23 protein-coding genes are annotated in these 24658 nt (G+C 61.5%); 17 read left to right on the top strand and 6 right to left on the bottom strand.

Features of this window, described 5'->3' with window-relative positions; translation table 11 throughout:
• Positions 1-46 precede the first annotated feature (46 nt).
• Positions 47-514 (bottom strand): helix-turn-helix domain-containing protein, encoded by a 468-nt coding sequence (locus J9788_RS10865; protein ID WP_182264869.1) that lies wholly within the window; start codon positions 512-514, stop codon positions 47-49.
• Positions 515-577: 63 nt separating this feature from the next.
• On the opposite strand from J9788_RS10865, the gene J9788_RS10860 reads away from it, so the two are divergent.
• Together J9788_RS10860 and J9788_RS10855 are read left to right on the top strand one after the other, a co-directional pair.
• Entirely contained in the window at positions 578-805 is a 228-nt protein-coding gene (locus J9788_RS10860) for a tautomerase family protein (RefSeq protein WP_182264868.1), read from the top strand.
• A 139-nt stretch (positions 806-944) separates the two neighbouring features.
• Positions 945-2537 (top strand): ABC-F family ATPase, encoded by a 1593-nt coding sequence (locus J9788_RS10855; protein ID WP_004939011.1) that lies wholly within the window; start codon positions 945-947, stop codon positions 2535-2537.
• Between the two features lie 51 nt (positions 2538-2588).
• On the opposite strand, the gene moeB is transcribed toward J9788_RS10855, so the two are convergent.
• Together moeB and moeA are read right to left on the bottom strand one after the other, a co-directional pair.
• A complete protein-coding gene (moeB, locus tag J9788_RS10850) occupies positions 2589-3344 on the bottom strand; it encodes a molybdopterin-synthase adenylyltransferase MoeB (RefSeq protein ID WP_046896975.1) in 756 nt (251 codons plus the stop codon).
• A gap of 2 nt (positions 3345-3346) precedes the next feature.
• Entirely contained in the window at positions 3347-4585 is a 1239-nt protein-coding gene (gene moeA / locus J9788_RS10845; protein WP_182264867.1) for a molybdopterin molybdotransferase MoeA, read from the bottom strand.
• Positions 4586-4742: 157 nt separating this feature from the next.
• Between moeA and J9788_RS10840 the strand changes: the two genes are divergently transcribed.
• From J9788_RS10840 to J9788_RS10805, 8 genes are all read left to right on the top strand, one after another.
• On the top strand, positions 4743-5279 hold the full coding sequence (locus tag J9788_RS10840) for a DUF924 family protein (protein WP_033650589.1): 537 nt from the start codon (positions 4743-4745) through the stop codon (positions 5277-5279).
• 358 nt (positions 5280-5637) lie between these two features.
• A complete protein-coding gene (locus J9788_RS10835; protein ID WP_033633719.1) occupies positions 5638-6594 on the top strand; it encodes an isoaspartyl peptidase/L-asparaginase family protein in 957 nt (318 codons plus the stop codon).
• A gap of 19 nt (positions 6595-6613) precedes the next feature.
• Positions 6614-8488 carry a dipeptide ABC transporter ATP-binding protein gene (locus tag J9788_RS10830; protein WP_182264866.1) on the top strand — a complete coding sequence of 625 codons (1875 nt, stop codon included), beginning with the start codon at positions 6614-6616 and terminating at the stop codon, positions 8486-8488.
• 23 nt (positions 8489-8511) lie between these two features.
• Positions 8512-10047, top strand: a complete 1536-nt coding sequence (gene gsiB, locus J9788_RS10825) for a glutathione ABC transporter substrate-binding protein GsiB (RefSeq protein WP_182264865.1) — start codon at positions 8512-8514, stop codon at positions 10045-10047.
• Between the two features lie 52 nt (positions 10048-10099).
• Positions 10100-11020: a glutathione ABC transporter permease GsiC gene (gene gsiC / locus J9788_RS10820; protein ID WP_046896979.1), complete on the top strand. Its 921-nt coding sequence runs from the start codon at positions 10100-10102 to the stop codon at positions 11018-11020.
• 9 nt (positions 11021-11029) lie between these two features.
• A complete protein-coding gene (gene gsiD, locus J9788_RS10815) occupies positions 11030-11938 on the top strand; it encodes a glutathione ABC transporter permease GsiD (protein ID WP_182264864.1) in 909 nt (302 codons plus the stop codon).
• Positions 11939-12045: 107 nt separating this feature from the next.
• Positions 12046-12282 carry a type II toxin-antitoxin system CcdA family antitoxin gene (locus J9788_RS10810; RefSeq protein ID WP_029988820.1) on the top strand — a complete coding sequence of 79 codons (237 nt, stop codon included), beginning with the start codon at positions 12046-12048 and terminating at the stop codon, positions 12280-12282.
• A 2-nt stretch (positions 12283-12284) separates the two neighbouring features.
• Complete coding sequence (locus J9788_RS10805) at positions 12285-12599, top strand: CcdB family protein (RefSeq protein ID WP_046896980.1); 315 nt, start codon at positions 12285-12287, stop codon at positions 12597-12599.
• 36 nt (positions 12600-12635) lie between these two features.
• On the opposite strand, the gene fghA is transcribed toward J9788_RS10805, so the two are convergent.
• Genes fghA through J9788_RS10790 form a run of 3 tightly spaced genes read right to left on the bottom strand, consistent with a single transcriptional unit; the run spans position 12636 to position 15568 of the window.
• Positions 12636-13478 (bottom strand): S-formylglutathione hydrolase, encoded by an 843-nt coding sequence (gene fghA, locus J9788_RS10800; RefSeq protein WP_182264863.1) that lies wholly within the window; start codon positions 13476-13478, stop codon positions 12636-12638.
• Positions 13479-13492: 14 nt separating this feature from the next.
• Positions 13493-14617: an S-(hydroxymethyl)glutathione dehydrogenase/class III alcohol dehydrogenase gene (locus J9788_RS10795; RefSeq protein ID WP_160880177.1), complete on the bottom strand. Its 1125-nt coding sequence runs from the start codon at positions 14615-14617 to the stop codon at positions 13493-13495.
• Positions 14618-14647: 30 nt separating this feature from the next.
• Positions 14648-15568 (bottom strand): LysR family transcriptional regulator, encoded by a 921-nt coding sequence (locus J9788_RS10790; protein ID WP_046896982.1) that lies wholly within the window; start codon positions 15566-15568, stop codon positions 14648-14650.
• A 105-nt stretch (positions 15569-15673) separates the two neighbouring features.
• Between J9788_RS10790 and J9788_RS10785 the strand changes: the two genes are divergently transcribed.
• From J9788_RS10785 to mglC, 7 genes are all read left to right on the top strand, one after another.
• On the top strand, positions 15674-16831 hold the full coding sequence (locus J9788_RS10785; RefSeq protein ID WP_182264862.1) for a YbfB/YjiJ family MFS transporter: 1158 nt from the start codon (positions 15674-15676) through the stop codon (positions 16829-16831).
• Positions 16832-17075: 244 nt separating this feature from the next.
• On the top strand, positions 17076-17741 hold the full coding sequence (folE, locus tag J9788_RS10780; protein ID WP_004938969.1) for a GTP cyclohydrolase I FolE: 666 nt from the start codon (positions 17076-17078) through the stop codon (positions 17739-17741).
• A 79-nt stretch (positions 17742-17820) separates the two neighbouring features.
• The gene (gene yeiB / locus J9788_RS10775; protein ID WP_304621813.1) at positions 17821-18993 is read left to right on the top strand and encodes a DUF418 domain-containing protein YeiB; all 1173 of its coding nucleotides are present in this window, start codon (positions 17821-17823) and stop codon (positions 18991-18993) included.
• Positions 18994-19120: 127 nt separating this feature from the next.
• The gene (galS, locus tag J9788_RS10770; protein WP_182264861.1) at positions 19121-20158 is read left to right on the top strand and encodes an HTH-type transcriptional regulator GalS; all 1038 of its coding nucleotides are present in this window, start codon (positions 19121-19123) and stop codon (positions 20156-20158) included.
• 265 nt (positions 20159-20423) lie between these two features.
• A complete protein-coding gene (gene mglB / locus J9788_RS10765) occupies positions 20424-21416 on the top strand; it encodes a galactose/glucose ABC transporter substrate-binding protein MglB (RefSeq protein WP_033650594.1) in 993 nt (330 codons plus the stop codon).
• A 99-nt stretch (positions 21417-21515) separates the two neighbouring features.
• The gene (gene mglA / locus J9788_RS10760) at positions 21516-23024 is read left to right on the top strand and encodes a galactose/methyl galactoside ABC transporter ATP-binding protein MglA (protein WP_182264860.1); all 1509 of its coding nucleotides are present in this window, start codon (positions 21516-21518) and stop codon (positions 23022-23024) included.
• 11 nt (positions 23025-23035) lie between these two features.
• Positions 23036-24046 carry a galactose/methyl galactoside ABC transporter permease MglC gene (mglC, locus tag J9788_RS10755; RefSeq protein WP_182264859.1) on the top strand — a complete coding sequence of 337 codons (1011 nt, stop codon included), beginning with the start codon at positions 23036-23038 and terminating at the stop codon, positions 24044-24046.
• Positions 24047-24658 lie beyond the last annotated feature (612 nt).

The raw sequence follows: 24658 nt of genomic DNA, 5'->3' as shown, positions 1-24658 counted from the left end.
TTGTCCTAAATCAGTCTGGTATCAAGCGTAGACCAGAATGGGTAAGTCAGGCCGGGGGGAGCTCAACGGCCGACATTTGCAGCGCGTCTTCAGGCACTACGTGCGCCTGCGCATCGATAAATGCCAACTGCACCGGCAGCCCGCTGCTTTTATCCACCAGTTGAACGTGGGGGTTGTCATGCAGAATATGCCGGTGGCCCCACGCCATCAGCGCAACCAGGATGGGCCCCAGGCTGCGCCCCTTGTCCGTCAAGACATATTCATGTCGTTCGCGCTCGCCCGGCTCCCGGTAAGCGCGTTTGGCCAACAGTTCTTGTTCTACCATGGCATTCAGACGGTTGCTCAACGCCTGGCGTGAAGCGCCGATATTCTCGCGCAGCTCTTCAAAACGGCGGACGCCGTAGAATGACTCGCGCAGGATCAGTAATGTCCAGCGATCGCCAAGCAGATCCGCGGCCTGCGCCAGCCCGCACAGGGCAAGAGAAACGGTAGGGAGATCGGGAGATTTTGACATGGGCATTTTCCTTGGCTAATCTAAGTCTTGTTTTTAGACTTAACTATATTCAAGGAGAGTATAATGCCATTTGTTAATGTGCAAACGGTGAAAGGCATGCTGGATGAACGGCAAAAAAGCGAAATGCTGTCCCGCATTACCGAACTGCTGGTAGAGATAGAAGGGCGAGGGGATCCGGCGTTCAGGCAGTCGGTTTGGGTCCGAATCGATGAACATGCGCCCGAACAATGGAGCCTGGGCGGCGTGCAGCCGACGGCGGCGATGATTGCCGCGAAGTTCCCGCCGCGTTAGTTCAGCTATGCCGCCTGCGAAAAGGATCGGATGCCGCAGGCGCCGCTCAAAATGTCACCGAAACTTCCCGCGATCTCTGCACCCCGTTGTGGCATAATGCGCGCCAAATCACATTCCCTATGTATAAAGAGCGAGCGCTGTGTTAAGCACTAACAACATCACCATGCAGTTCGGCAGTAAGCCGCTGTTTGAAAACATCTCTGTCAAATTCGGCGGCGGCAACCGTTACGGCCTGATCGGCGCCAACGGCTGCGGCAAGTCCACCTTTATGAAAATCCTCGGCGGCGATCTGGCACCGAGCGGCGGCAACGTGTTCCTCGATCCGAACGAGCGCCTGGGTAAACTGCGTCAGGATCAGTTCGCCTTTGAGCAGTACAGCGTGCTGGATACCGTGATCATGGGCCACACCGAACTGTGGGCGGTGAAGGAAGAGCGCGACCGCATCTACGCATTGGCGGAGATGAGCGAAGAAGACGGCTATAAAGTGGCCGATCTGGAAGTGGCCTACGGCGAAATGGACGGCTACAGCGCCGAAGCGCGCGCCGGCGAACTGTTGCTCGGCGTGGGCATTCCGGTTGAGCAGCACTATGGCCCGATGAGCGAAATCGCGCCGGGCTGGAAGCTGCGCGTGTTGCTGGCGCAGGCGCTGTTCTCCGATCCGGAAATCCTGCTGCTCGACGAACCGACCAACAACCTGGACATCGACACCATCCGCTGGCTGGAAAACGTGCTCAACGAGCGCAACAGCACCATGATCATCATCTCGCACGACCGTCACTTCCTGAACATGGTCTGCACCCACATGGCGGATCTGGACTACGGCGAACTGCGCGTTTACCCGGGCAACTACGACGAATACATGACCGCCGCCACCCAGGCGCGCGAGCGTCTGCTGGCGGACAACGCCAAGAAGAAGGCGCAGATCAATGAGCTGCAATCGTTCGTCAGCCGCTTCAGCGCCAACGCCTCCAAATCCAAGCAGGCCACCTCGCGCGCTCGTCAGATCGACAAGATCCAACTGGAAGAGGTGAAAGCTTCCAGCCGCCAGAACCCGTTCATCCGCTTCGAGCAGGACAAGAAGCTGTTCCGTAACGCGCTGGAAGTGGAAGCGCTCACCAAGGGCTTCGACGAAGGCCCGTTGTTCAGCAAGCTGAACCTGATGGTGGAAGTGGGCGAGAAGGTCGCGGTGCTGGGCGCCAACGGCATCGGTAAAACCACCCTGCTGAAAACGCTGGTGGGCGACGCGCAGCCGGACAGCGGCACCGTGAAATGGTCGGAAAACGCCCGTATCGGTTACTACGCGCAGGATCACGAATACGAGTTCGACGACACCCTGAGCGTGTTCGACTGGATGAGCCAGTGGAAGCAGGAAAAAGACGACGAGCAGGCGGTGCGCAGCGTGCTGGGCCGTCTGCTGTTCAGCCAGGACGACATCAAGAAGAAAGTGAAGGTGCTGTCCGGTGGTGAGAAGGGCCGCATGCTGTTCGGCAAGCTGATGATGCAGCGCCCGAATATTCTGGTGATGGACGAACCGACCAACCACCTGGATATGGAATCCATCGAATCGCTGAACATGGCGCTGGAGATGTACGAAGGCACGCTGATCTTCGTCTCCCACGACCGTGAGTTCGTCAGCTCGCTGGCGACCCGGATTCTGGAAATCACCCCGAACAAGGTGATCGACTTTACCGGCAACTACGAAGACTATCTGCGCAGCCAGGGCATCGTGTAACCCTCGCGGCAACGCATCAGGGCGGGAATTATCCCGCCCTTTTTTTATCCGTCATTCCCCGCCGCACACCTCGCAGTGCGGATCCTTCGGCAGTTTCATCTCGCGGAACTGCATGCTCATCGCATCGAACATCAACAGCTTGCCGCGCAGCGGCTGACCATAGTCGGCCAACAGCTTGATGGCTTCCATCGCCTGCAGGGTGCCGATAGTGCCGACCAGCGGCGCCATCACGCCGGCTTCTACGCAGGTGAGGGCGCTGTCGCCGAACAGCCGGCTCAGGCAGCGGTAGCAGGGCTCGCCCGGCTGATAGGTGAACACGCTGAGCTGGCCCTCCATGCGGATCGCCGCGCCGGAAACCAGCGGTTTGCGCTGCGCGTGGCACAGGCGGTTCAGCGCGTCGCGCGCCGCCACGTTGTCGGTGCAGTCCAGCACCAGATCGCTGGCGGCGATCTCTGCCGCAACTGCATCGTCTTCCAGACGGCCGTCGATGGCGTCGATGCGGATATGCGGATTGATGGCGCTCAGTTCCTGCCTGGCGGAGGCGACTTTGCTCTGGCCGATGCGATCGTCGCGGTGCAGGATTTGGCGCTGCAGATTGGAGAGCGAGACGGTGTCGAAATCCACCAGCACCAGATGGCCGACCCCGGCCGCCGCCAGATAAGGCGCGGCGGCGCAGCCCAGCCCGCCCAGCCCGGCGATTAGCACGCGGGCGGCCTTCAGCTTCTCCTGGCCGTCGAAGTCAAAGCCGCGCAGCACGATCTGGCGGTTGTAGCGCAGAGCTTCGGCGTCGGTCAATTCCGGCAACATGTTCAGCTCCTCAGCAGGGCGTTGAACGGTTCGATCTCTACCGTTTCACCCGCCGCCACCGAACCGCGTTCGCGCTCCAGCACGATGAAACAGTTGCCCTGGCTGTAGGAGCTGAAGACGTGTGAGCCCTGGTGGCCGGTGGTGCTGACCTCCAGTTCGCCCGCGGCGTTGCTGCTGAACACGCCGCGCTGAAAATCGAGGCGGCCCGGCGATTTCTTCAGCGGCGTCAGCGCCCGCGCGCGCAGGCGCGGCGGCAGGCGCCAGTCGCTGTGGCCGGCCAACTTCGCCAGCAGCGGTTGCACCAGCTGGTAGAAGGTCAGGGCGGCGGAAACCGGGTTGCCCGGCAGGCCGCAGAACCAGGCGTGGCCCAGTTTGCCGAAGGCGAACGGTTTGCCGGGTTTGATCGCCAGCTTCCAGAAGCTGACCTGGCCCAGCTCGTCGAGCATCTGTTTGGTGTAGTCGGCTTCGCCGACCGAGACACCGCCGCTGCTGATCACCACGTCGGCCTGGCTGTCCGCTTGTTCGAAGGCGGCGCGCAGCGCATCGCGATCGTCGCGGATAATGCCGAGATCGAGCACGTCGCAGCCCAGCTGCTCCAGCATCAGGCGCACCGCGAAGCGGTTGGTGTCATAGATCTGGCCCGCCTGCAGCGGCTGGCCGACCGGCTGCAGTTCGTCGCCGGTGGAAAACACCGCGACCTTCAGCTTACGCATCACTTGCACTTCGGCGACCCCGAGCGAAGCCAGCAGCGGCAGCTGCGCGGCGCCCAGCTTCACGCCGGCCGGCAGCACGCTGGCGCCTTGGCGAATGTCTTCACCCGCCAAACGGATATTCTGGCCGGCTTCTGCCGGGGCGGTAAAACGCACGCCCAGGTTGCTCACTTCAGCCTGCTCCTGCATGACAACCGCGTCCGCCCCGGCCGGGATCGGCGCGCCGGTCATGATGCGCACGCAGCTGTTGGCCGGCCATTGGCCGTCGAACGGTGCGCCGGCGAAGGCCTTACCGGCGACCGGCAGCGGCACGCCGGCCTGTAAATCGGCGAGGCGCACCGCATAGCCGTCCATCGCCGAGTTGGCGAACGGCGGCACGTCGAGCGGTGAGACCACCGGCGCGGCGGTGATGCGGCCGGCGGCGGCGGTCAGGGCGATGGATTCGGTCTGCTGCAGCGGGGCGATCTGCCCGAGCATTTTTTCCAGCGCTTGCTCCAGGGAGATGAGATCGGAAGTATGGCAATGATCCATAAGGGGAACTCCGTAATCAGGGTGCGCATTGATAGCGACAAAGTGCGGGTATTATGGCAGAGAACGCCGGGGGGGAGAACGGGTTATGCCCGCCATCTTTCGCACTGCGCCGGAAGTGCGAACGGGTATAAACTGCGTAAAACAGAGGAGAATCATGATGCATAAACAGGTTATCGAATTCTGGTTCGACGAGATCGAACCGGTGATGTGGTTCAAAAAGGACGATGATTTCGATCGCTTGCTGCACAGCCGCTTCGGCGAAATCTGGCGGGCGGCGGCGGCGGGGGAGCTGGCGCACTGGCGCGACACCATCGAAGGGCGGCTGGCGGAGGTGATCGTGCTCGATCAGTTCAGCCGCAACCTGTTCCGCGGCACGCCGCAGTCGTTCGCCTGCGACGGCATGGCGTTGATTCTGGCGCAGGAGGCGATCCGCAGCGGCGAGTGCGAACGGCTGAGCCGCGAGCAGCGCGGCTTCCTTTATCTGCCGTTCATGCATTCGGAATCGCCGCTGATTCACCAACAGGCGCTGGTGTTGTATACCGAGCTCAATAACGGCGATCAGCTGGAATTCGAACTGCGTCATAAGGCGATCATCGATCGTTTCGGCCGTTACCCGCATCGCAATGCGATATTGGGGCGCATCAGCACGCCGGAAGAAGAGGCCTTTTTACAGCAACCCGGTTCCGGTTTTTAATCGCGGATTATCTTCGCCCGGCCGGGAAAAAAACGGCAGGCCGGGCGTCGAAATAATGATTATTCAGCGTGAACGCTTATTTCATTACCCCATGCCGCTATTTCCTCTCGCGAAATTACCAATAATCCCAGCCGCACTATCAGCGGTTTGCTGCTTTTTATAACCTGCTGTTTTTATTCCAATAAGCTATTTCAAGGTGCGAAACGGTCTAAGCGGACTACGCTAAAAGTGGGGCGTGGACGTTATGCTGTACTTCCACAGTCGGGCTAAATAGCATCGAAAAAAGACTGAATAATAATGATACCGCGCTCAGCTTATTCGCTGTGCTACGGCGGGATTAACACAGGGTGTCAGGCAAATGAGCAAACCAGTGATTGCCATTCATGGCGGCGCGGGCGCAATTACCCGGGCGGCGCTGAGTGCGGAAAAGGAACGGCAGTATATTCAGGCGCTGTCCGAGATCGTGGCCGCCGGGCAGGCGATATTGGCACAGGGCGGCAGCGCGCTGGACGCGGTGACCGAAGCGGTGCGGCTGCTCGAAGAGTGCCCGCTGTTCAACGCCGGTAAAGGCTCGGTGTTTACCCATCAGGGCACCCACGAGCTGGATGCCTGCGTGATGGACGGCCGCACCTGTGATGCCGGCGCCGTCGCCGGCGTCAGCCGCATCCGCAACCCGGTGCTGGCGGCGCGCGCGGTGCTGGAAAACAGCGAACACGTGCTGTTTACCGCCGAAGGCGCCGAGAAGTTTGCCGCCGCCCACGGCTTGGAAATGGTCGCCCCCGACTTCTTCTTTACTCAGGAACGCTTTGATCAGTTGCACCGCGCCCAGGCGGAGCAGGGGCGGGTATTGCTCGATCACGACGGCGCGGCGCAGGCCGCCGATCCGCTCGATCCCGATCGCAAATTCGGCACCGTCGGCGCGGTGGCGCTGGATGCGCTGGGCAACCTCGCCGCCGCCACTTCCACCGGCGGCATGACCAACAAGCAGGCCGGGCGGGTGGGCGACACGCCGATCATCGGCGCCGGTTGCTATGCCAATAACGCCACCGTGGCGGTCTCCAGCACCGGCACCGGCGAAATCTTCTTGCGCGGCGTGGCGGCCTATGACGTCTCCGCCCTGATCGAATACGGCGGGCTCAGCCTGCAAGAAGCCAGCGATCGGGTGGTGATGGAGAAGCTGCCGGCGCTGGGCGGCAGCGGCGGCATGATCGCCGTCGATCGCCACGGCAATATCGCGCTGCCGTTCAACAGCGAGGGGATGTATCGCGGTTTTGGCTATGTCGGCGATGCGCCGTCCGTCGGGATTTATCGCTAAGCGTTCACCGGGAGGGTGTATGACCGACGTTTCATTCCGGCCCGCCGGCGACGGGCTGCCATTGCCGCCGCAGCGGGTGCTGACGGTGCGCGATCTGAGCATCAGCTTTCCTCAAGCGGACGGCGCCGTAGAAGCGGTGCGCAACCTGTCGTTCGATCTCGATCGCGGCGAGACGCTGGCGATCGTCGGCGAGTCCGGCTCCGGCAAATCGGTCACTTCACTGGGGCTGATGCGTCTGGTGGAGCAGGGCGGCGGGCGCATCGTCGGCGGCGCCATGACGCTGCGCCGGCGCGACGGCGCGTTGCTCGATCTGGCGCGCGCCTCGCAGCACACGCTACGCACGGTGCGTGGCGCCGACATGGCAATGATCTTCCAGGAGCCGATGACCTCGCTCAACCCGGTATTTCCAGTCGGCGAGCAGATCGCCGAATCGCTGCGTTTGCATCAGGGCATGGACCACCGCAGCGCGCGCCAAGAGGCGCTGCGCATGCTCGATCTGGTGCGTATTCCGGAGGCTAAAGAGGTGTTGGGGCGCTACCCGCATCAGCTTTCCGGCGGTATGCGCCAGCGGGTGATGATCGCCATGGCGCTCTCCTGCAAGCCAGCGCTGTTGATCGCCGATGAGCCCACCACCGCCCTCGACGTCACCATTCAGGCGCAGATCCTGCAGCTGATCCGCGTGCTGCAACAGGAGATGCAGATGGGGGTGATCTTCATCACTCACGACATGGGCGTGGTGGCGGAGATCGCCGATCGGGTGTTGGTGATGCGCCGCGGTGAGCAGGTGGAACAAAATCGGGTGCGCGAGCTGTTCGCCGCACCGCAACAGGCCTATACCCGGGCGCTGCTGGCGGCGGTGCCGAAGCTGGGGGCGATGGCCGATCGGCCGCTGCCGGCGAAGTTTCCGCTGCCGGATGGCGAGGGCGATGCCGCGCCGCAGGATACCGTGCCGCCAGACGCCGCGCCGATCCTGCGGGTGGAGCATCTGGTCACGCGTTTTGATCTGCGCGGCGGGCTGTTCAATCGGGTCACTCGCCGGGTGCACGCGGTGGAAAACGTCAGTTTCGATCTTTATCCCGGCGAGACGCTGGGGCTGGTGGGCGAGTCCGGCTGCGGCAAGTCCACCACCGGGCGTTCTTTGCTGAAACTGGTGGACAGCCAGAGCGGCACCATCACCTTCGCCGGGCGGCGAATCGATCGGTTGAAGGGGCCGGCGCTGCAGCACCTGCGGCGCGATATTCAGTTCATCTTTCAAGATCCTTACGCCTCGCTCGATCCGCGCCTGACGGTCGGTTTTTCCATCATGGAGCCGCTGCTGGTGCACAACGTGATGCGCGGCCGGGAGGCGGAAAGGCGGGTGGCCTGGCTGTTGGAACGCGTCGGCCTGTTGCCGGAACACGCGCGCCGCTACCCGCACGAATTTTCCGGCGGCCAGCGCCAGCGTATCTGCATCGCGCGCGCGTTGGCGTTGAACCCGAAAGTGGTGATCGCCGACGAGGCGGTTTCGGCGCTGGACGTGTCGATTCAGGCGCAGATCGTCAATCTGCTGCTCGATCTGCAGCGCGAGTTCGGCATCGCTTTTCTGTTCATTTCACACGACATGGCGGTGGTGGAGCGCATCAGCCACCGGGTGGCGGTGATGTACCTCGGGCAGATCGTGGAAATCGGCCCGCGGCAGGCGGTGTTCGACAACCCGCAGCACCCCTACACCCGCAAGCTGATGGCGGCGGTGCCGGTGGCCGATCCCGCTCACGCCCACAAACGGCAGCCGCTGCCGGCCGATGAGATCCCGAGCCCGGTGCGCGCGCTGGGCGATGAACCCGTTACCGCACCGCTGGTGCAGGTTGGCGCCGGACACTTTGTCGCCCGCCACCCGATCGCCGGTGCTTTTTAAACACCTCAGGAGAGACAAGCGACATGAAGCACTCATTCAAACGCAATGCGCTGTTGGCCGCCGTACTGCTGGCTGCGGGAACCGGCCCGGTCTGGGCGGCGAAGGACGCGGTGATCGCCGTGGCGTCCAACTTCACCACCCTCGATCCCTACGACGCCAACGACACGCTGTCGCAGGCGGTGGCCAAGTCTTTCTATCAGGGGCTGTTCGGCTTCGACAAGGACATGAAGCTGGTGAACGTGCTGGCGGACAGCTATGAGGTCAGCAAAGACGGCCTGACCTACACCGTCAAACTGCGCCAGGGCATTAAATTCCACGACGGCACCGCGTTCAACGCCGAGGCGGTGAAGATCAACCTCGATCGCGCCAGCAACCCGGACAGCCACCTCAAGCGCTACAACCTGTTCAAGATGATCGACAAAACCGAAGCGGTGGACGCCAATACGGTGAAAATCGTGCTGAAGGCGCCGTTCTCGGCGTTCGTCAACAATCTGGCGCACCCGGCGGCGGCGATCATCTCCCCGGCGGCGCTGAAGCAATACGGCAAGGAGATCGGTTTCCATCCGGTCGGCACCGGGCCGTATCAGTTCGTGACCTGGAACCAGACCGATTTCGTCAAGGTGAAGAAGTTCGACGGCTACTGGCAGCCGGGGCTGCCGAAGCTCGACAGCATCACCTGGCGCCCGGTGGTGGATAACAACACCCGCGCGGCGATGCTGCAGACCGGCGAGGCGACCTTCGCCTTCCCGATCCCTTACGAGCAGGCCAAAGTGCTGGAAGGCAACGCCAAGCTGGACGTGGTGGCCGCGCCGTCGATCCTGCAGCGTTACATCAGCATGAACGTTACCCAAAAGCCGTTCGACAACCCGAAGGTGCGCCAGGCGCTGAACTACGCGATTAACAAGGACGCGCTGATCAAGGTGGCGTTCGCCGGTTACGCGGTGCCGGCGGAAGGGCCGGTGCCGCCGGCGATCGATTTCGCCGCGCGCTATAAGCCGTGGCCGTACGATCCGGCCAAGGCGCGCGAGCTGTTGAAAGAGGCCGGTTACCCGAACGGCTTCACCACCACGCTGTGGTCGTCCCACAACCACAGCACCGCGCAGAAGGTGCTGCAGTTCACCCAACAGCAGCTGGCGCAGGTGGGGGTGAAAGTGACGGTGACGGCGATGGATGCCGGGCAGCGCGCGGCGCAGGTGGAGAGCGTCGGGGTGAAAGACACCGGCGTGCGGCTGTTCTACACCGGCTGGTCGGCCTCGACCGGGGAAGCGGACTGGGCGCTGTCGCCGCTGTTCTCCACCCAGGCGGCGCCGCCGAAGCAGTTCAACACCGCGTTCTACAGCAATCCGCAGGTGGACAAGGATCTGACCGACGCGCTGGCAACCACCGATCGCGCCGAGAAGCAGAAACTGTATCAGGACGCGCAGGATCGCATCTGGGCCGACGCGCCCTGGATCTTCCTGGCGACCGAACGCTTGCTGTCGGCCAACAGCAAACAGCTGAGCGGTTTCTACGTGATGCCGGATACCTCGTTCAACTTTGATAACGCCGATCTGAAATAAGGCGCCCATCCCCGCCTGCGGCCACGCGGCTGCGGGTGGGGGAAGGAATGAGATGCTCAATTATTTTCTGAAACGACTGCTGGGCCTGATCCCGACGCTGCTGATCGTAGCGGTGCTGGTGTTCCTGTTCGTCCACCTGCTGCCGGGCGATCCGGCGCGGCTGGCGGCGGGGCCGGAGGCCGACGAGGCGGTGGTGCAGCTGGTGCGCAAGGATTTGGGGCTGGATAAGCCGCTGCCGCAGCAGTTCGCGCACTTTTTCGTCAACGCGCTGCGGGGCGACTTCGGCATCTCGATGGTGTCCAAGCGCCCGGTGAGTGAAGAGATCGCCTCGCGCTTTCTGCCGACCTTCTGGCTGACCGTCACCAGCATGCTGTGGGCGGTGGCGTTCGGCCTGGCGATCGGCGTGGTGTCGGCGGTGTGGCGTAACCGTTGGCCGGATCGCCTCGGCATGACGCTGGCGGTGTCGGGGATCTCGTTCCCGGCCTTTGCGCTCGGCATGCTGTTGATGCAGGTGTTCTCGGTCGAGCTGGGGTGGCTGCCGACGGTGGGCGCCGACAGCTGGCGGCACTACATTCTGCCTTCGATCACTTTGGGGGCGGCGGTGGCGGCGGTGATGGCGCGTTTCACCCGCGCTTCGTTCGTCGAGGTGTTGCAGGAAGACTACATGCGCACCGCGCGCGCCAAGGGCGTGAGAGAAAGCGTGGTGGTGATGAAACACGGCCTGCGCAATGCGATGATCCCGGTGGTGACCATGATGGGGCTGCAGTTCGGCTTCCTGCTCGGCGGTTCGATCGTGGTGGAGAAGGTGTTCAACTGGCCGGGGCTGGGGCGCTTGCTGGTGGACTCGGTGGAGATGCGCGATTACCCGGTGATCCAGGCCGAGGTGCTGCTGTTCTCGCTGGAGTTCATCCTGATCAACCTGCTGGTGGATATGCTGTACGCGGCGATCAATCCGGCGATTCGTTACCAATGAGGATGCGGCATGATTAAGCATTGGCGGCGCAGCGCCGCACTGAAGGCGATGCCGCTTATTGACCCCAACGCGGTGCGCACGCCGTGGGGCGAATTTTGGCGGCGTTTTCGCCGCCAGCGGGCGGCGCTGGTCGCCGGTCTGTTGGTGCTGCTGCTGATTGCGGCGGCGCTGCTGGCGCCTTATCTGGCGCCGTTCGATGCGGAAAACTATTTCGATTACGACCGGCTGAACGAAGGGCCTTCGCTGCTGCACTGGCTGGGGGTGGATTCCCTCGGACGCGATATTTTCAGCCGCATCCTGATGGGCGCGCGCATTTCGCTGGCGGCCGGGGTGTTCTCGGTGCTGGCGGGCGGGGCGATCGGCACCCTGCTGGGGCTGCTGGCCGGTTACTATGAAGGCTGGTGGGATCGCCTCACCATGCGCGTCTGCGACGTGCTGTTCGCGTTTCCCGGCATTTTGCTGGCGATCGGCGTGGTGGCGATCATGGGCAGCGGCATGGCCAACGTGATCGTCGCGGTGGCGATCTTCAGCATTCCGGCCTTCGCCCGCCTGGTGCGCGGCAATACGCTGGTGCTGAAGCACCTGACCTATATCGAGTCGGCGCGCAGCATCGGCGCCTCGGACTGGACCATCATCCTGCGGCACATCCTGCCGGGCACGTTGTCGTCGATCGTAGTCTATTTCACCCTGCGCATCGGCACCTCGATCATCTCCGCCGCCAGCCTGTCGTTTTTGGGGCTGGGCGCCCAGCCGCCGACGCCGGAGTGGGGAGCGATGCTCAACGAAGCGCGCGCCGATATGGTGATCGCGCCGCACGTGGCGATCTTCCCCAGCCTGGCGATATTTATCACCGTGCTGGCGTTCAACCTGTTAGGCGACGGATTGCGCGACGCGCTCGATCCGAAGCTGAAGGGGTGATGCTTTAACGTATGGCGCACATTTGAACGGGCTCACATGACGTCTCAGTGCTATTATCCGTTCAATAAGCCGTGTTGTTTGCACGAAAATGAGTGAGAGAGGTGCCGATGCCAGTAAAACAACGAACGACGCAAAGTGTGACTATGACGCTGGAACGCAGTTTGTTGAGCCGTGCGCGTGAGGCGGGGATTAATCTCAGCGCGACGCTGACTGCTGCTTTAGATGCTGAGTTGCGTCAGCATGAGAGGATAAAATGGCAGGAAGAAAACCGAGAGGCGCTTGAAGCGCTTAACCGATTTAATGATGAGCATGGTTGCTTTAGCGACGAATACAGGACGTTTTAGCGATGCAATTTACGGTGTATGCGAATAGCGGGAACAGCGCGATTTACCCCCTGCTGCTTGATGTGACGAGCGATATCATTGGGCAATTAAATCGTCGAGTTGTGATCCCTTTGTTGCCCGTTGAAAAATACCCGGGGAGTCCGCGACCGGAGCGCTTGATCCCGTTGATCAAATTGATTGATGACAACGAGTACGCCGTGATGACATATGAAATGGCCAGCATCCCGGTTCGGGCTTTGGGGGCCGAATTTTGTGATGTTTCCCAGTATCGGAGCAGGATAAAAGCCGCCATCGACTTTCTTCTTGACGGTATTTGAAGAAATCCGGGCGGTTTAACCGCCCGGATTTTTTTATCAGCGGAACAGGTGCTCGGCGTGGAAGCGCAGGTGATCTTCCACGAAGGTGGCGATGGTGAAGTAGCTGTGATCGTACCCCGGCTGAATGCGCAGCGTCAGCGGCCAGTCGCGCTGGCGCGCCAGCTCCGCCAACCGCGCCGGCTGCAGCTGATCGGCCAGGAACTGGTCGTCGTCGCCCTGATCGATAAGGACCGGCATTTTCTCCGCGCCGCTGGCCAGCAGATGGCAGCTGTCATACTGCAGCCACTGGCTTTCGTCGCTGCCCAGATAGGCGGTGAACGCCTTGCGGCCCCACGGCACCTGGCACGGGTTGACGATCGGCGCAAAGGCCGATACCGAGCGGAAGCGCTGCGGGTTGCGAAACGCCATCATCAGCGCACCGTGGCCGCCCATCGAGTGGCCGAAGATCGACTGACGATCGCTGACGCTGAAGTGTTGTTCGATCAGCGCCGGCAGTTCGGCGCTGATGTAGTCGTACATGCGGAAGTGACGATCCCACGGCGCCTGGGTGGCGTTCAGGTAGAACCCGGCGCCCTGGCCCAGGTCGTAGCCTTCGTCGTTCGGCACTTCGTCGCCGCGCGGGCTGGTGTCCGGCATCACCAGCACCAGGCCCTGCTCGGCGGCGATGCGCTGCGCGCCGGCTTTCAACGTAAAGTTCTCGTCGTTGCAGGTCAGCCCCGACAGCCAGTACAGCACCGGCGGCGGGTTGTCATCGCGCGGCGGCGGCAGGTAGATGCTGAATGTCATGTTGCAATTCAGGCTCTGCGCCGCGTGGCGATAACGCTGTTGCCAGCCGCCGAACATGCGGTGCTCTTCGAGAAGTTCCAATGACAACGTCATCTCTGCCTCCTGGCTTATTTGTCGAAGTGGATGACGGAACGGATCGATTTGCCTTCGTGCATCAAATCGAACGCTTCGTTGATCTGCTCCAGCCCCATGGTGTGGGTGATAAAGTCGTTCAGCGCGAATTCGCCGTCCAGATAACGCTCGACGATGCCCGGCAGCTGCGAACGGCCCTTGACGCCGCCGAATGCCGAGCCGCGCCAGACGCGGCCGGTGACCAGCTGGAATGGCCGGGTTGAGATCTCTTCGCCAGCGCCCGCGACGCCGATGATCACCGATTCCCCCCAGCCCTTGTGGCAGCATTCCAGCGCGGAACGCATCACGTTGACGTTGCCGATGCACTCGAAGGAGAAGTCGACACCGCCGTCGGTCAGCTCGACGATCACCTCCTGAATCGGTTTGTCATAGTCTTTCGGGTTGATCAGATCGGTAGCGCCCAGCTTGCGCGCCAGATCGAACTTGCTGGTGTTGATGTCGATGCCGATGATGCGGCCCGCACCGGCCATCTGCGCGCCGATGATCGCCGACAGGCCGATGCCGCCCAGGCCGAAGATCGCCACGGTGTCGCCCGGTTGCACTTTGGCGGTGTTCATCACCGCGCCCATGCCGGTAGTGACGCCGCAGCCCAGCAGGCACACTTCCTCCAACGGCGCTTCCTTGTTGATTTTCGCCAGTGAAATTTCCGGCACCACGGTGTATTCGGAGAAGGTGGAGGTGCCCATGTAGTGGAAGATCGGCTTGCCGTCCTTGAAGAAGCGGGTGGTGCCGTCCGGCATCAGGCCTTTGCCCTGAGTGGAGCGGATCGCCTGGCACAGGTTGGTCTTGCCGGATTTACAGAATTTGCACTCGCCGCACTCCGGGGTGTAGAGCGGGATCACGTGATCGCCGACCGCCACGCTGGTGACGCCTTCACCGACCGCTTCCACCACGCCGCCGCCCTCGTGGCCGAGGATCGCCGGGAACACGCCTTCCGGATCTTTGCCGGACAGGGTGTAGGCGTCGGTGTGACAAACGCCGGTGGCGACGATTCGCACCAGCACTTCGCCTTTTTGCGGTGGCATCAGCTCGACTTCTTCGATCTTCAGCGGCTGGTTCGGGCCCCAGGCAACGGCGGCGCGGGTTTTGATCATCTCCATCATAGTCTCCTCAGTGGTTTTCTTTTTAAATCAGGCGATATCGACAACGTCTGATAAATCGTTGGGGGTGCTTTCATCAACAGCGGCGGTTTCCGTCTGTTCAATAATCAATTCTTTCAGCGCGCGCACGTTCGGCCCGAACGCGTCGCGGCGCCACAGCAGCCAGGTGGCGGTGTCGGCCACGTCCGGCGGCAGGGTGTGAACCCGAACCCGTTCATGGCCCGGCAGCAGGCTGAGCACCGAATGCGGGATCATCGCCAGCCCGGCGCCGCTGGCGACGCAGGCCAGCATGGCGTGATAGGACTGGATCTCCATGATCTGCCCCGGCCGCACGCCTTCGCGCTTGAACCAGGCCTCCAGCCGCAGGCGGTAGGAACAGCTGGCGCGAAAGGCGAACAGCGTTTCGCCGTTGGCGTCTTTGGCGCTGTGGATCGGCGCGTGATCGAGACAGGAGATCACCACCATATGTTCAGGATAGGCGATACAGCCGTTCAGCTCGTCATAGGGCACCGGGCCGTCGACCAGCGCTGCCGCCAGCGTGCCGGCGCGCACCCGATCGGCGATTTCGCCGGAGGTGCCGGTAGTCAGCGACAGAGACACCTGCGAGAAACGCTGGTGGTAAGCCGCCAGCAGCGAGGGCAGGCGGGTGGCGGCAGTGCTCTCCATCGAGCCGAGAGCGAAGTTGCCCGCCGGTTCGCCGGCATGGGTGATGCTCATTGCCTCGTCGCTCAGCGCCAGGATGCGATTGGCGTAGCACAGAAAGTTATGGCCCATCGGCGACAGGCGCAGGCGCTGTTTTTCGCGGATAAACAGATCGGCGCCCAGCTCTTGCTCGAGCTGGCGCAGCCGGGTGGTCAGATTCGACGGCACGCGGTGCAGCTGCTCGGCGGCGCGGGCGACCGAGCCGGTTTCCGCTACGCAGCAGAACATGCGAAGCTGGGTCAGATCCATAATGTTCTCGTTTTGTGATGAACTTGATGACTATTATTCAGTTTTTGTGAGTTTAATACTGCGGCATGATACTGGCAACTTTCTTTTAACCTTTTGGATACCGGTATGGCTTTACGTATTGCCTTGAGCGGGTTTGCCGCGCTGATCGTGGCGATGGGCATTGGCCGCTTCGCTTTCACCCCTCAGGTGCCGCTGATGATCGCTGACCACCAGTTCAGCCTGACCGGTGCCGGGCTGGTGGCGGCGATCAACTATTTGGGCTACCTGTGCGGCGCCTACGACGCGATGCGCGCCACGCGCCACGTCGAGCGGCGCCTGTGGCTGGGCGTATGGGGCGCGATGGTGCTGACGCTGCTGTCGGCGTTGGCGCAGGATGAATGGACCCACGGCGCGCTGCGCTTCGCCATCGGCTGGGCCAGCGGCTGGGCGATGGTGCTGGTGGCGGCCTGGACCAACGAGCGGTTGGCGCACTACGGCCGGCCGGCGCTGAGCGCGGCGGTGTTCGCCGGGCCGGGCGCCGGCATCTTCCTCAGCGGCATGCTGGCGGTGGGCATCAACGCGCTGGGGCTGACGGCGGCGCAGGCCTGGCTGGTGTATGGCGGGCTGGCGCTGGTGCTGGTCGGGGGGATTAGCGCCTTTCTGCCGCGCAGCGGCGAGCTGCATCGCCCGGAAGTGGCTCCGGAGCCGCTGCTGCTGACGCCGGCGCTCAAGCGTCTGGTGTGGAGCTACAGCCTGGCCGGCTTCGGCTATATCCTGCCGGCGACCTTCTTGTCGCAGATGGCGGCGGCGCGTTTTCCCGACAGCCTGTTCGCACAGTTCGTCTGGCCGGTGTTCGGCGGCGCGGCGGTGCTGGGGATCGTTATCGGCATTGTGACCCGCCATCGGCTGACCACCCAAACCCGGTTGGCGATCACGCTGTGGGTACAGGCGCTCGGCGTGCTGAGCGCCGAAGTGGTGCCGGGCGTGGCCGGCCTGGCGCTCGGGGCGTTGCTGACCGGCGGCGGTTTCCTCTGTGTGGTACAGCTCGCCCTTCAGCACGGCCGTGAACTGGCGCCGCGCCATGCGCGTTACATGGCCGGATTGCTGACCACCGGTTATGCGATCGGCCAGCTGGTCGGGCCGATGCTGTCGGCGCTGTCGACCGCCTTGACCCATCGGCTGGAACCGGCGCTGTATGTGGCGGTGATAGCGCTGTTGGTGGCCGGAGGGCTGGCGGTGAATACCCCGGCGCGGCGGTTGGCGCAAAAAACGGCGACTCGGTGATTAAAAACCATACAAAAAGCGTGGAGACCCGCAGCCGGCCTGATTGTGCTAAATGCGAAGATTTCACCTCTGGATGAAGTACTATCACTGGATAATCGCCGCGCTCTCATCTACAGTGGGGGCAAAATCTTGACCGGGTTCACGTTATCCACCACGAAAACTCTGCCGTCACGAGAGCAAGCAATTCGCCGGCCGCACGCCCTATCAGGCCGCCGGCGGGTTCCGTCCGCAGGAGAACAAATACATGACATCATTAAGTAAAGAAGCCGCGCTGGTGCATGCGGCACTGGAAGAGCGTGGTCTGGAGACACCGCTGCGCGGGGAAGTGCTGGATCGCGAAACGCGCAAGCGTCGCATCAAAGAGCACATGACCGAAATCATGCAGCTGCTGAATCTCGATCTGTCTGACGACAGCCTGGCGGAAACGCCGCATCGCATCGCCAAAATGTATGTCGACGAGATCTTCTCCGGTCTGGACTACGCCAACTTCCCGAAAATCACCGTCATCGAGAACAAAATGAAGGTGGATGAGATGGTGACGGTGCGCGATATCACGCTGACCAGCACCTGTGAACACCATTTCGTCACCATCGACGGCAAGGCCACCGTGGCCTATATCCCGAAAGACTCGGTGATCGGTCTGTCGAAGATCAACCGCATCGTGCAGTTCTTCTCCCAGCGTCCGCAGGTGCAAGAGCGCCTGACCCAGCAGATCCTGGTCGCGCTGCAGACCCTGCTCGGCACCAATAACGTGGCGGTATCGATCGATGCGGTCCATTATTGTGTCAAGGCGCGCGGCATTCGCGACGCGACCAGCGCCACCACCACCACCTCGTTGGGGGGGCTGTTCAAGTCCAGCCAAAATACCCGCCAGGAGTTCCTGCGCGCGGTGCGCCATCACCAGGGGTGATGGCGTTGCGGGGCGACTCGCAAAACGACAACAGGCGCCTGCGGGCGCCTTTTTCATGAGCGGAAGACAGCGATAAAAAATGAACAGTCATCCTCTGCCGCGCATCGCCACGCTGGACTGCGTGCGCGGCATCGCCATCCTCGGCATCTTATTGCTGAACATCAGCGCCTTCGGCTTGCCGAAGGCCGCCTACCTCAATCCGGCCTATCTGGGGATGCCGTCATCGCGCGACGCCTGGACCTGGGCGCTGCTGGATCTCTTCGCCCAGGCCAAGTTCCTGGCGATGTTCGCGCTGCTGTTCGGCGCCGGGCTGCAAATGCTGCTGCGGCGCGGCAAAAGCTGGATCCGCGCGCGGCTGGCGTGGCTGGTGCTGTTCGGCCTCGCGCACGCCATCTTCCTGTGGGACGGCGATATTCTGCTGGCCTACGGGCTGATCGGCCTGGTGTGCTGGCGCATGATCCGCGAAGCCAAAGACACATTCCAGCTGCTGAAAACCGGCGTGGTGCTCTACCTGATCGGCGTGGCGGTGCTGCTGCTGCTCGGTTTTGTCTCGCACGGTGAACCGGGCAGCTTCTGGCAACCGGGCGTGGCGGAGTTGCAGTACGAGAAGTTCTGGAAGCTGCAGGGCGGTTTCGAAGCCTGGCGCAGCCGCGCCGATCTGCTCTCGTCCAGCCTGCTGGCCATCGGCGCGCAGTATGGCTGGGAGCTGGCGGGGCTGATGCTGTTCGGCGCCGGGCTAATGCGCAGCGGCTGGCTGCGCGGCAGCTATTCCTCCGGCTATTACCTGCGGCAGGCGGCGTGGCTGTTGCCGCTGTCCGTGCTGATCCAACTGCCGGCGGTGGCGCTGCAATGGCAGGTGCACTGGGACTATCGCTGGAGCGGTTTCCTGCTGCAGGTGCCGCGCGAGCTGGGCGCGCCGCTGCAGGCGCTGGGCTATCTGGCGCTGTGTTACGGTTTCTGGCCCGCGCTGTCGCGCCTGCGCATCGCCCACTGGCTGAGCCAGGTGGGGCGCATGGCGCTGAGCAACTACCTGTTGCAAACGCTGATCTGCACTACGCTGTTTTATCGCTTTGGCCTCTATGAGCAGTTCGACCGGCTTCAACTGTTGGCGTTGGTGCCGCTGGTCTGGTTGATCAACCTGGCGTTTTCCGCACTGTGGCTGCGTTACTTCGAACAGGGGCCGATGGAATGGCTGTGGCGCAAATTGACGCAGATGGCCGCCGGTGGAACGGAATCCAAAGCGCTGAAGTGAGCGCCCATCGGCAGGTTAAAAAAATGTATGTAAACGTTTTCTTTCCTGTGACGTAATTCACGCAGAGCTGCGGGTCAATCGGGGTAGGATAGCGCCACCGGCCACTACCCCGATTTCAGGATCCCGCATGCCTCCAGTTCATCCGATCACTATTCGCGACGTGGCGAAACGCGCCGGCGTCTCCGTGGCGACCGTGTCTCGCGTGCTCAATCACAGCGCGCTGACCAGCAAAGAGACGCGCGAACAGGTGCTGCAGGCGGTGGCGGAACTGGGTTACCGCCCCAACGCCAATGCCCAGGCGCTGGCGACCCAAAGCAGCGATACGCTGGGCGTAGTGGTGATGGACGTGTCCGATCCGTTCTTCGGCGCGCTGGTGAAAGCGGTAGACACGGTGGCGCAGAAACATCACAAGTATCTGCTGATCGGCAACAGCTATCATCAGGCGGACAAAGAGCGCCATGCGATCGAAGTGCTGATCCGTCAGCGCTGTAATGCCCTGATTGTTCACGCCAAAGCCCTGAGCGACACCGAACTGATCGGCTTTCTGGAGCAGGTGCCGGGCATGGTGCTGATCAATCGGATTATCCCCGGCTATGAGTCGCGCTGCGTTGGGCTGGACAACGTCAGTGGCGCTGACATGGCGATGCGTCTTCTGCTCTCGCAGGGCCATCGTCGCATCGGTTATCTGGGCTCCAATCACCCGATCGAGGACGGGCCGCTGCGTCAGCAAGGTTATGTTCAGGCGATGGCCGCCGCCGGGCTGGCGACGCCCGACAGCTGGCGCGCGTACGGTTCGCCGGATCTGCAGGGCGGCGAGGCGGCGATGGTCGAGCTGCTGGGGCGCAACTTACAGCTGAGCGCGGTGTTCGCCTACAACGACGCCATGGCCGCCGGCGCCATGGCGGTGCTGAAAGAAAACGGTATCACGGTGCCGCAGCATTTCTCGCTGATCGGCTTCGACGACATTCCCATCGCGCGCTACACCAGCCCCAAACTCACCACGGTGCGTTACCCGATCGTTTCGATGGCCACGTTGGCGACCGAGCTGGCATTACAGGGCGCAGCGGGCCTGGTGGAGCCGCAGGCCAGCCATCTGTTCATGCCGACGCTGGTGCGGCGCCATTCTGTCGCCCCCTGGCAAAGTGAGGCGATGGTCACTCTCTGACGATTTAATCTTGTGTAACCGTTTTCAATCTGTGAGAAAATTCACAGAATATTAACATCACGCCGTCTATGCTCTAGGCGTTTTCAGGCGCAAAGGCCCTTGCCGCTGTAACCGTTTATCTCGCGCTGACACAGCATTTCTCGGAAATAACAAGATCCACGGACGACAGGTGTTGAGTGGAAATCGCCTGGCCTGGGGTGTGCGCACTGCCGGTGACCATTGGCTCAAAGACGAGTAATACCCTACACAGAACCGGAGATTGACAATGAATAAGAAGGTTTTCACCCTGGCCGCCATGGCCGCTGCCATGATGTTTGGCGCCGCAGCCCATGCTGATACCCGTATTGGCGTTACGATTTACAAATACGACGACAACTTCATGTCGGTGGTGCGCAAAGCGATCGAGAAAGACGCCAAGGCTTCACCGGACGTTACCCTGTTGATGAATGACTCGCAGAACGACCAGTCCAAACAGAACGATCAGATCGACGTGCTGCTGGCCAAGGGCGTGAAAGCGCTGGCGATCAACCTGGTCGACCCGGCCGCGGCGCCGGTGGTTATCGATAAGGCGCGCGCAAACGATATCCCGGTGGTGTTCTACAACAAAGAACCTTCCCGCAAAGCGCTGGACAGCTATGACAAGGCGTATTACGTCGGCACCGATTCCAAAGAGTCCGGCGTGATCCAGGGCGAACTGATCGCCAAACACTGGAAAGCCAACCCGGCCTGGGATCTGAACAAAGACGGCCAGATCCAATTCGTGCTGCTGAAGGGCGAGCCGGGCCATCCGGATGCCGAAGCGCGCACCACCTACGTGGTGAAAACGCTGAACGAGAAAGGCATCAAGACCCAACAGCTGCAGTTGGATACCGCGATGTGGGATACCGCGCAGGCGAAAGACAAGATGGACGCCTGGCTCTCCGGCCCGAACGCCAATAAGATCGAAGTGGTGATCGCCAACAACGACGCCATGGCGATGGGCGCGGTGGAAGCGCTGAAAGCACACAACAAGACCAGTATTCCGGTGTTCGGCGTGGATGCGCTGCCTGAAGCGTTGGCGCTGGTTAAATCCGGCGCGATGGCGGGGACGGTGCTGAATGACGCCGACAATCAGGCGAAGGCCACCTTCGAGCTGGCGAAAAACCTGGCGGCGGGCAAACCGGCCACCGAAGGCACCCAATATAAAATCGAAAATAAAGTCGTGCGTATCCCTTACGTCGGCGTAGATAAAGACAACCTGTCTCAGTTCATTAAATAAGAATTGAGATCCCGCTAAGACCCCGCCTGCGGCGCCAACACCAGGGATACCGCCGGCGGGGATGTTTACGACTGCAAGATCGTTAAGCCAGGTGTATTTATGGCCGATAGCTCACGCGAATTTTTGCTGGAAATGACGGATATTTGTAAGTCATTTCCCGGCGTCAAAGCCTTGGACAATGTCAATTTACGCGTCCGTCCACACTCCATTCACGCCCTGATGGGGGAGAACGGCGCGGGGAAATCGACGTTGTTGAAATGCCTGTTCGGCATTTACAAAAAAGACAGCGGCAGCATTGTATTTCAGGGCCGGGAAATCGACTTCAAGAGCTCGAAGGAAGCGCTGGAGCACGGCGTTTCCATGGTGCATCAGGAGCTGAACCTGGTGCTGCAACGCACCGTGATGGACAACATGTGGCTGGGACGCTACCCGACCAAAGGCCTGTTCGTCGATCAGGACAAGATGTTCAAAGACACTCAGGCGATCTTCGACGAGCTGGATATCGACATCAACCCGCGCGAAAAGGTGGGCAACCTGTCGGTGTCGCAGATGCAGATGATCGAGATCGCCAAAGCGTTTTCCTATGACGCCAAGATCGTCATCATGGACGAACCGACCTCTTCGTTGACGGAGAAGGAGGTCAATCACCTGTTCACCATCATCCGCAAGCTGAAAGAGCGCGGCTGCGGCATCGTCTATATCTCGCACAAGATGGAAGAGATCTTCCAGCTGTGCGACGAGATAACGGTGCTGCGCGACGGCCAGTGGATCGCCACCCAGCCGCTGGAAGGGCTGGATATGGACAAGATCATCGCCATGATGGTCGGCCGCTCGCTGAGCCAGCGTTTCCCCGACAGGCAGAACACGCCGGGTGAGGTGATCCTCGAGGTGAAGAACCTGACGTCGCTGCGCCAGCCTTCGATCCGCGATGTGTCCTTCGATCTGCACCAGGGCGAGATCCTCGGCATCGCCGGGCTGGTGGGCGCCAAACGCACCGACATCGTCGAGACGCTGTTCGGCATTCGCGAGAAGGTGGCGGGCACTATCAAGCTGCACGGCAAGGCGATCGGCAACCACAGCGCCAACGAAGCGATTAACCACGGTTTCGCGCTGGTGACCGAAGAGCGCCGATCCACCGGGATTTACGCCTACCTCGACGTGGGTTTCAACTCGCTGATCTCCAACATCCGCAATTATAAAAACAAGCTCGGCCTGCTGGACAACGCGCGGATGAAGAGCGACACCCAGTGGGTGATCGACGCCATGCGGGTGAAAACGCCGGGGCATCACACCCATATCGGCTCGCTGTCCGGCGGCAACCAGCAGAAGGTGATCATCGGCCGCTGGCTGCTGACGCAGCCGGAGATCCTGATGCTGGATGAACCGACGCGCGGCATCGACGTGGGCGCCAAGTTCGAGATCTATCAGCTGATGACCGAACTGGCGAAGAAGGGCAAGGGGATCATTATCGTCTCGTCCGAAATGCCGGAGCTTTTGGGGATCACCGACCGCATTTTGGTGATGAGCAACGGCCAGGTTGCGGGCATCGTTAACACCAAGCAGACCTCGCAAAATGAAATCTTACGTCTCGCCTCCCTGCACCTTTAAGGATTCGAATTATGAACGCGCTAAATAAAAAAACCTTATTTACCTATTTCAAGGAAGGCGGCATTTACGTGGTGTTGCTGGTGCTGTTGGCCGTCATCATCATTCAGGATCCTACCTTCCTCAGCCTGATGAACTTGAGCAACATCCTGACGCAGTCTTCGGTGCGCATCATCATCGCGCTGGGCGTGGCGGGGCTGATCGTTACCCAGGGCACCGACCTGTCCGCGGGGCGGCAGGTGGGGCTGGCGGCGGTGGTGGCGGCCACGCTGCTGCAGTCGATGGATAACGTCAACAAAGTGTTCCCGCACATGGAAACCTGGTCGATTCCCGTGGTCATCCTGCTGGTGTGTGCGGTCGGCGCGGTGATCGGCCTGGTTAACGGCCTGATTATCGCCTACCTCAACGTGACGCCGTTCATCACCACGTTGGGCACCATGATCATCGTCTACGGCATCAACTCGCTGTATTACGATTCGGTCGGTGCGTCGCCGGTCGCCGGCTTCGATCCGAAGTTCTCCACCTTTGCCCAAGGCTTCTTGCGCTTCGGCGACTTTAAGCTGTCGTACATCACCTTCTATGCGCTGATTGCCATCATTTTCGTCTGGATCCTGTGGACCAAGACCCGTTTCGGCAAGAACATCTTCGCCATCGGCGGCAACCCGGAAGCGGCCAAGGTCTCCGGCGTCAACGTGCCGCTGAACCTGATCATGATCTATGCGCTGTCCGGCGTGTTCTATGCCTTCGGCGGCTTGCTGGAAGCGGGGCGCATCGGCAGCGCCACCAACAACCTCGGCTTTATGTATGAGCTGGACGCCATCGCCGCCTGCGTGGTGGGGGGCGTCTCGTTTGCCGGCGGGGTGGGTACGGTGTGGGGCGTGGTGACCGGGGTGATCATCTTTACCGTCATCAACTACGGCCTGACCTATATCGGCATCAACCCGTACTGGCAGTACATCATCAAGGGCAGCATCATCATCTTCGCCGTGGCGCTGGACTCGTTGAAATACGCCAAGAAGAAGTAGGTTTACCGCAGCAGAGACGACAAGGCCGGCCTATTTTGCCTAATGCTGGTCAGTTAGCGTTTTTTTGAAGTACTCGGGTCATTTTCGGTCGATAAATGAGAGGTGCATCATGAGGCTCCAGCACCTCGACCGAGCCAGGGGCCGAAGGCGCGGCCCCTGGCAACCCGCGCCTTTGCCCTATCAGACGGTTGGCTTTGCCAACGTTACTCAGCCCATCCCTGGGCCTCGCCCCTTCGGGGCCGCTGCAAGCAGCGTTCAAATCTGCTCCAGGCAGATTTGTCCTCCCTCCGCCATAGCGCATTGAGGCCGGTTGCGACAGGCGTCCCTGCCTGTCTCACCTGAAACCGCCGTCCATGGCGGTTTCGCCTAATGCGCTATGCCTGCGTTCGGCGTCTTCAAGGGCGTCCAATACCGTGCTCATCTCCGATTTCTCTTCTCTGCCATAACCTCATAAGGGACAGGTTGCCCGGTAGCTGCCAGCTCGGGTGTTGACCTTAGGCGCGCATCACCGGCTGCCGAGCAAGACGGCATTGTCAGGGGCAACCGGCCAGGGAAGGCCGGTTGAGGCGAGACTAACAGGGACGTTTGTCGCAGCCGACCCGCCCGACAATG

The sequence above is a fragment of the Serratia sp. X10 genome (genome assembly GCF_017811775.1).
GTDB lineage: Bacteria > Pseudomonadota > Gammaproteobacteria > Enterobacterales > Enterobacteriaceae > Serratia > Serratia ureilytica.
Note: the sequence above shows the minus strand (reverse complement) of the source record. Positions and strands in the feature narration are given on the sequence as shown.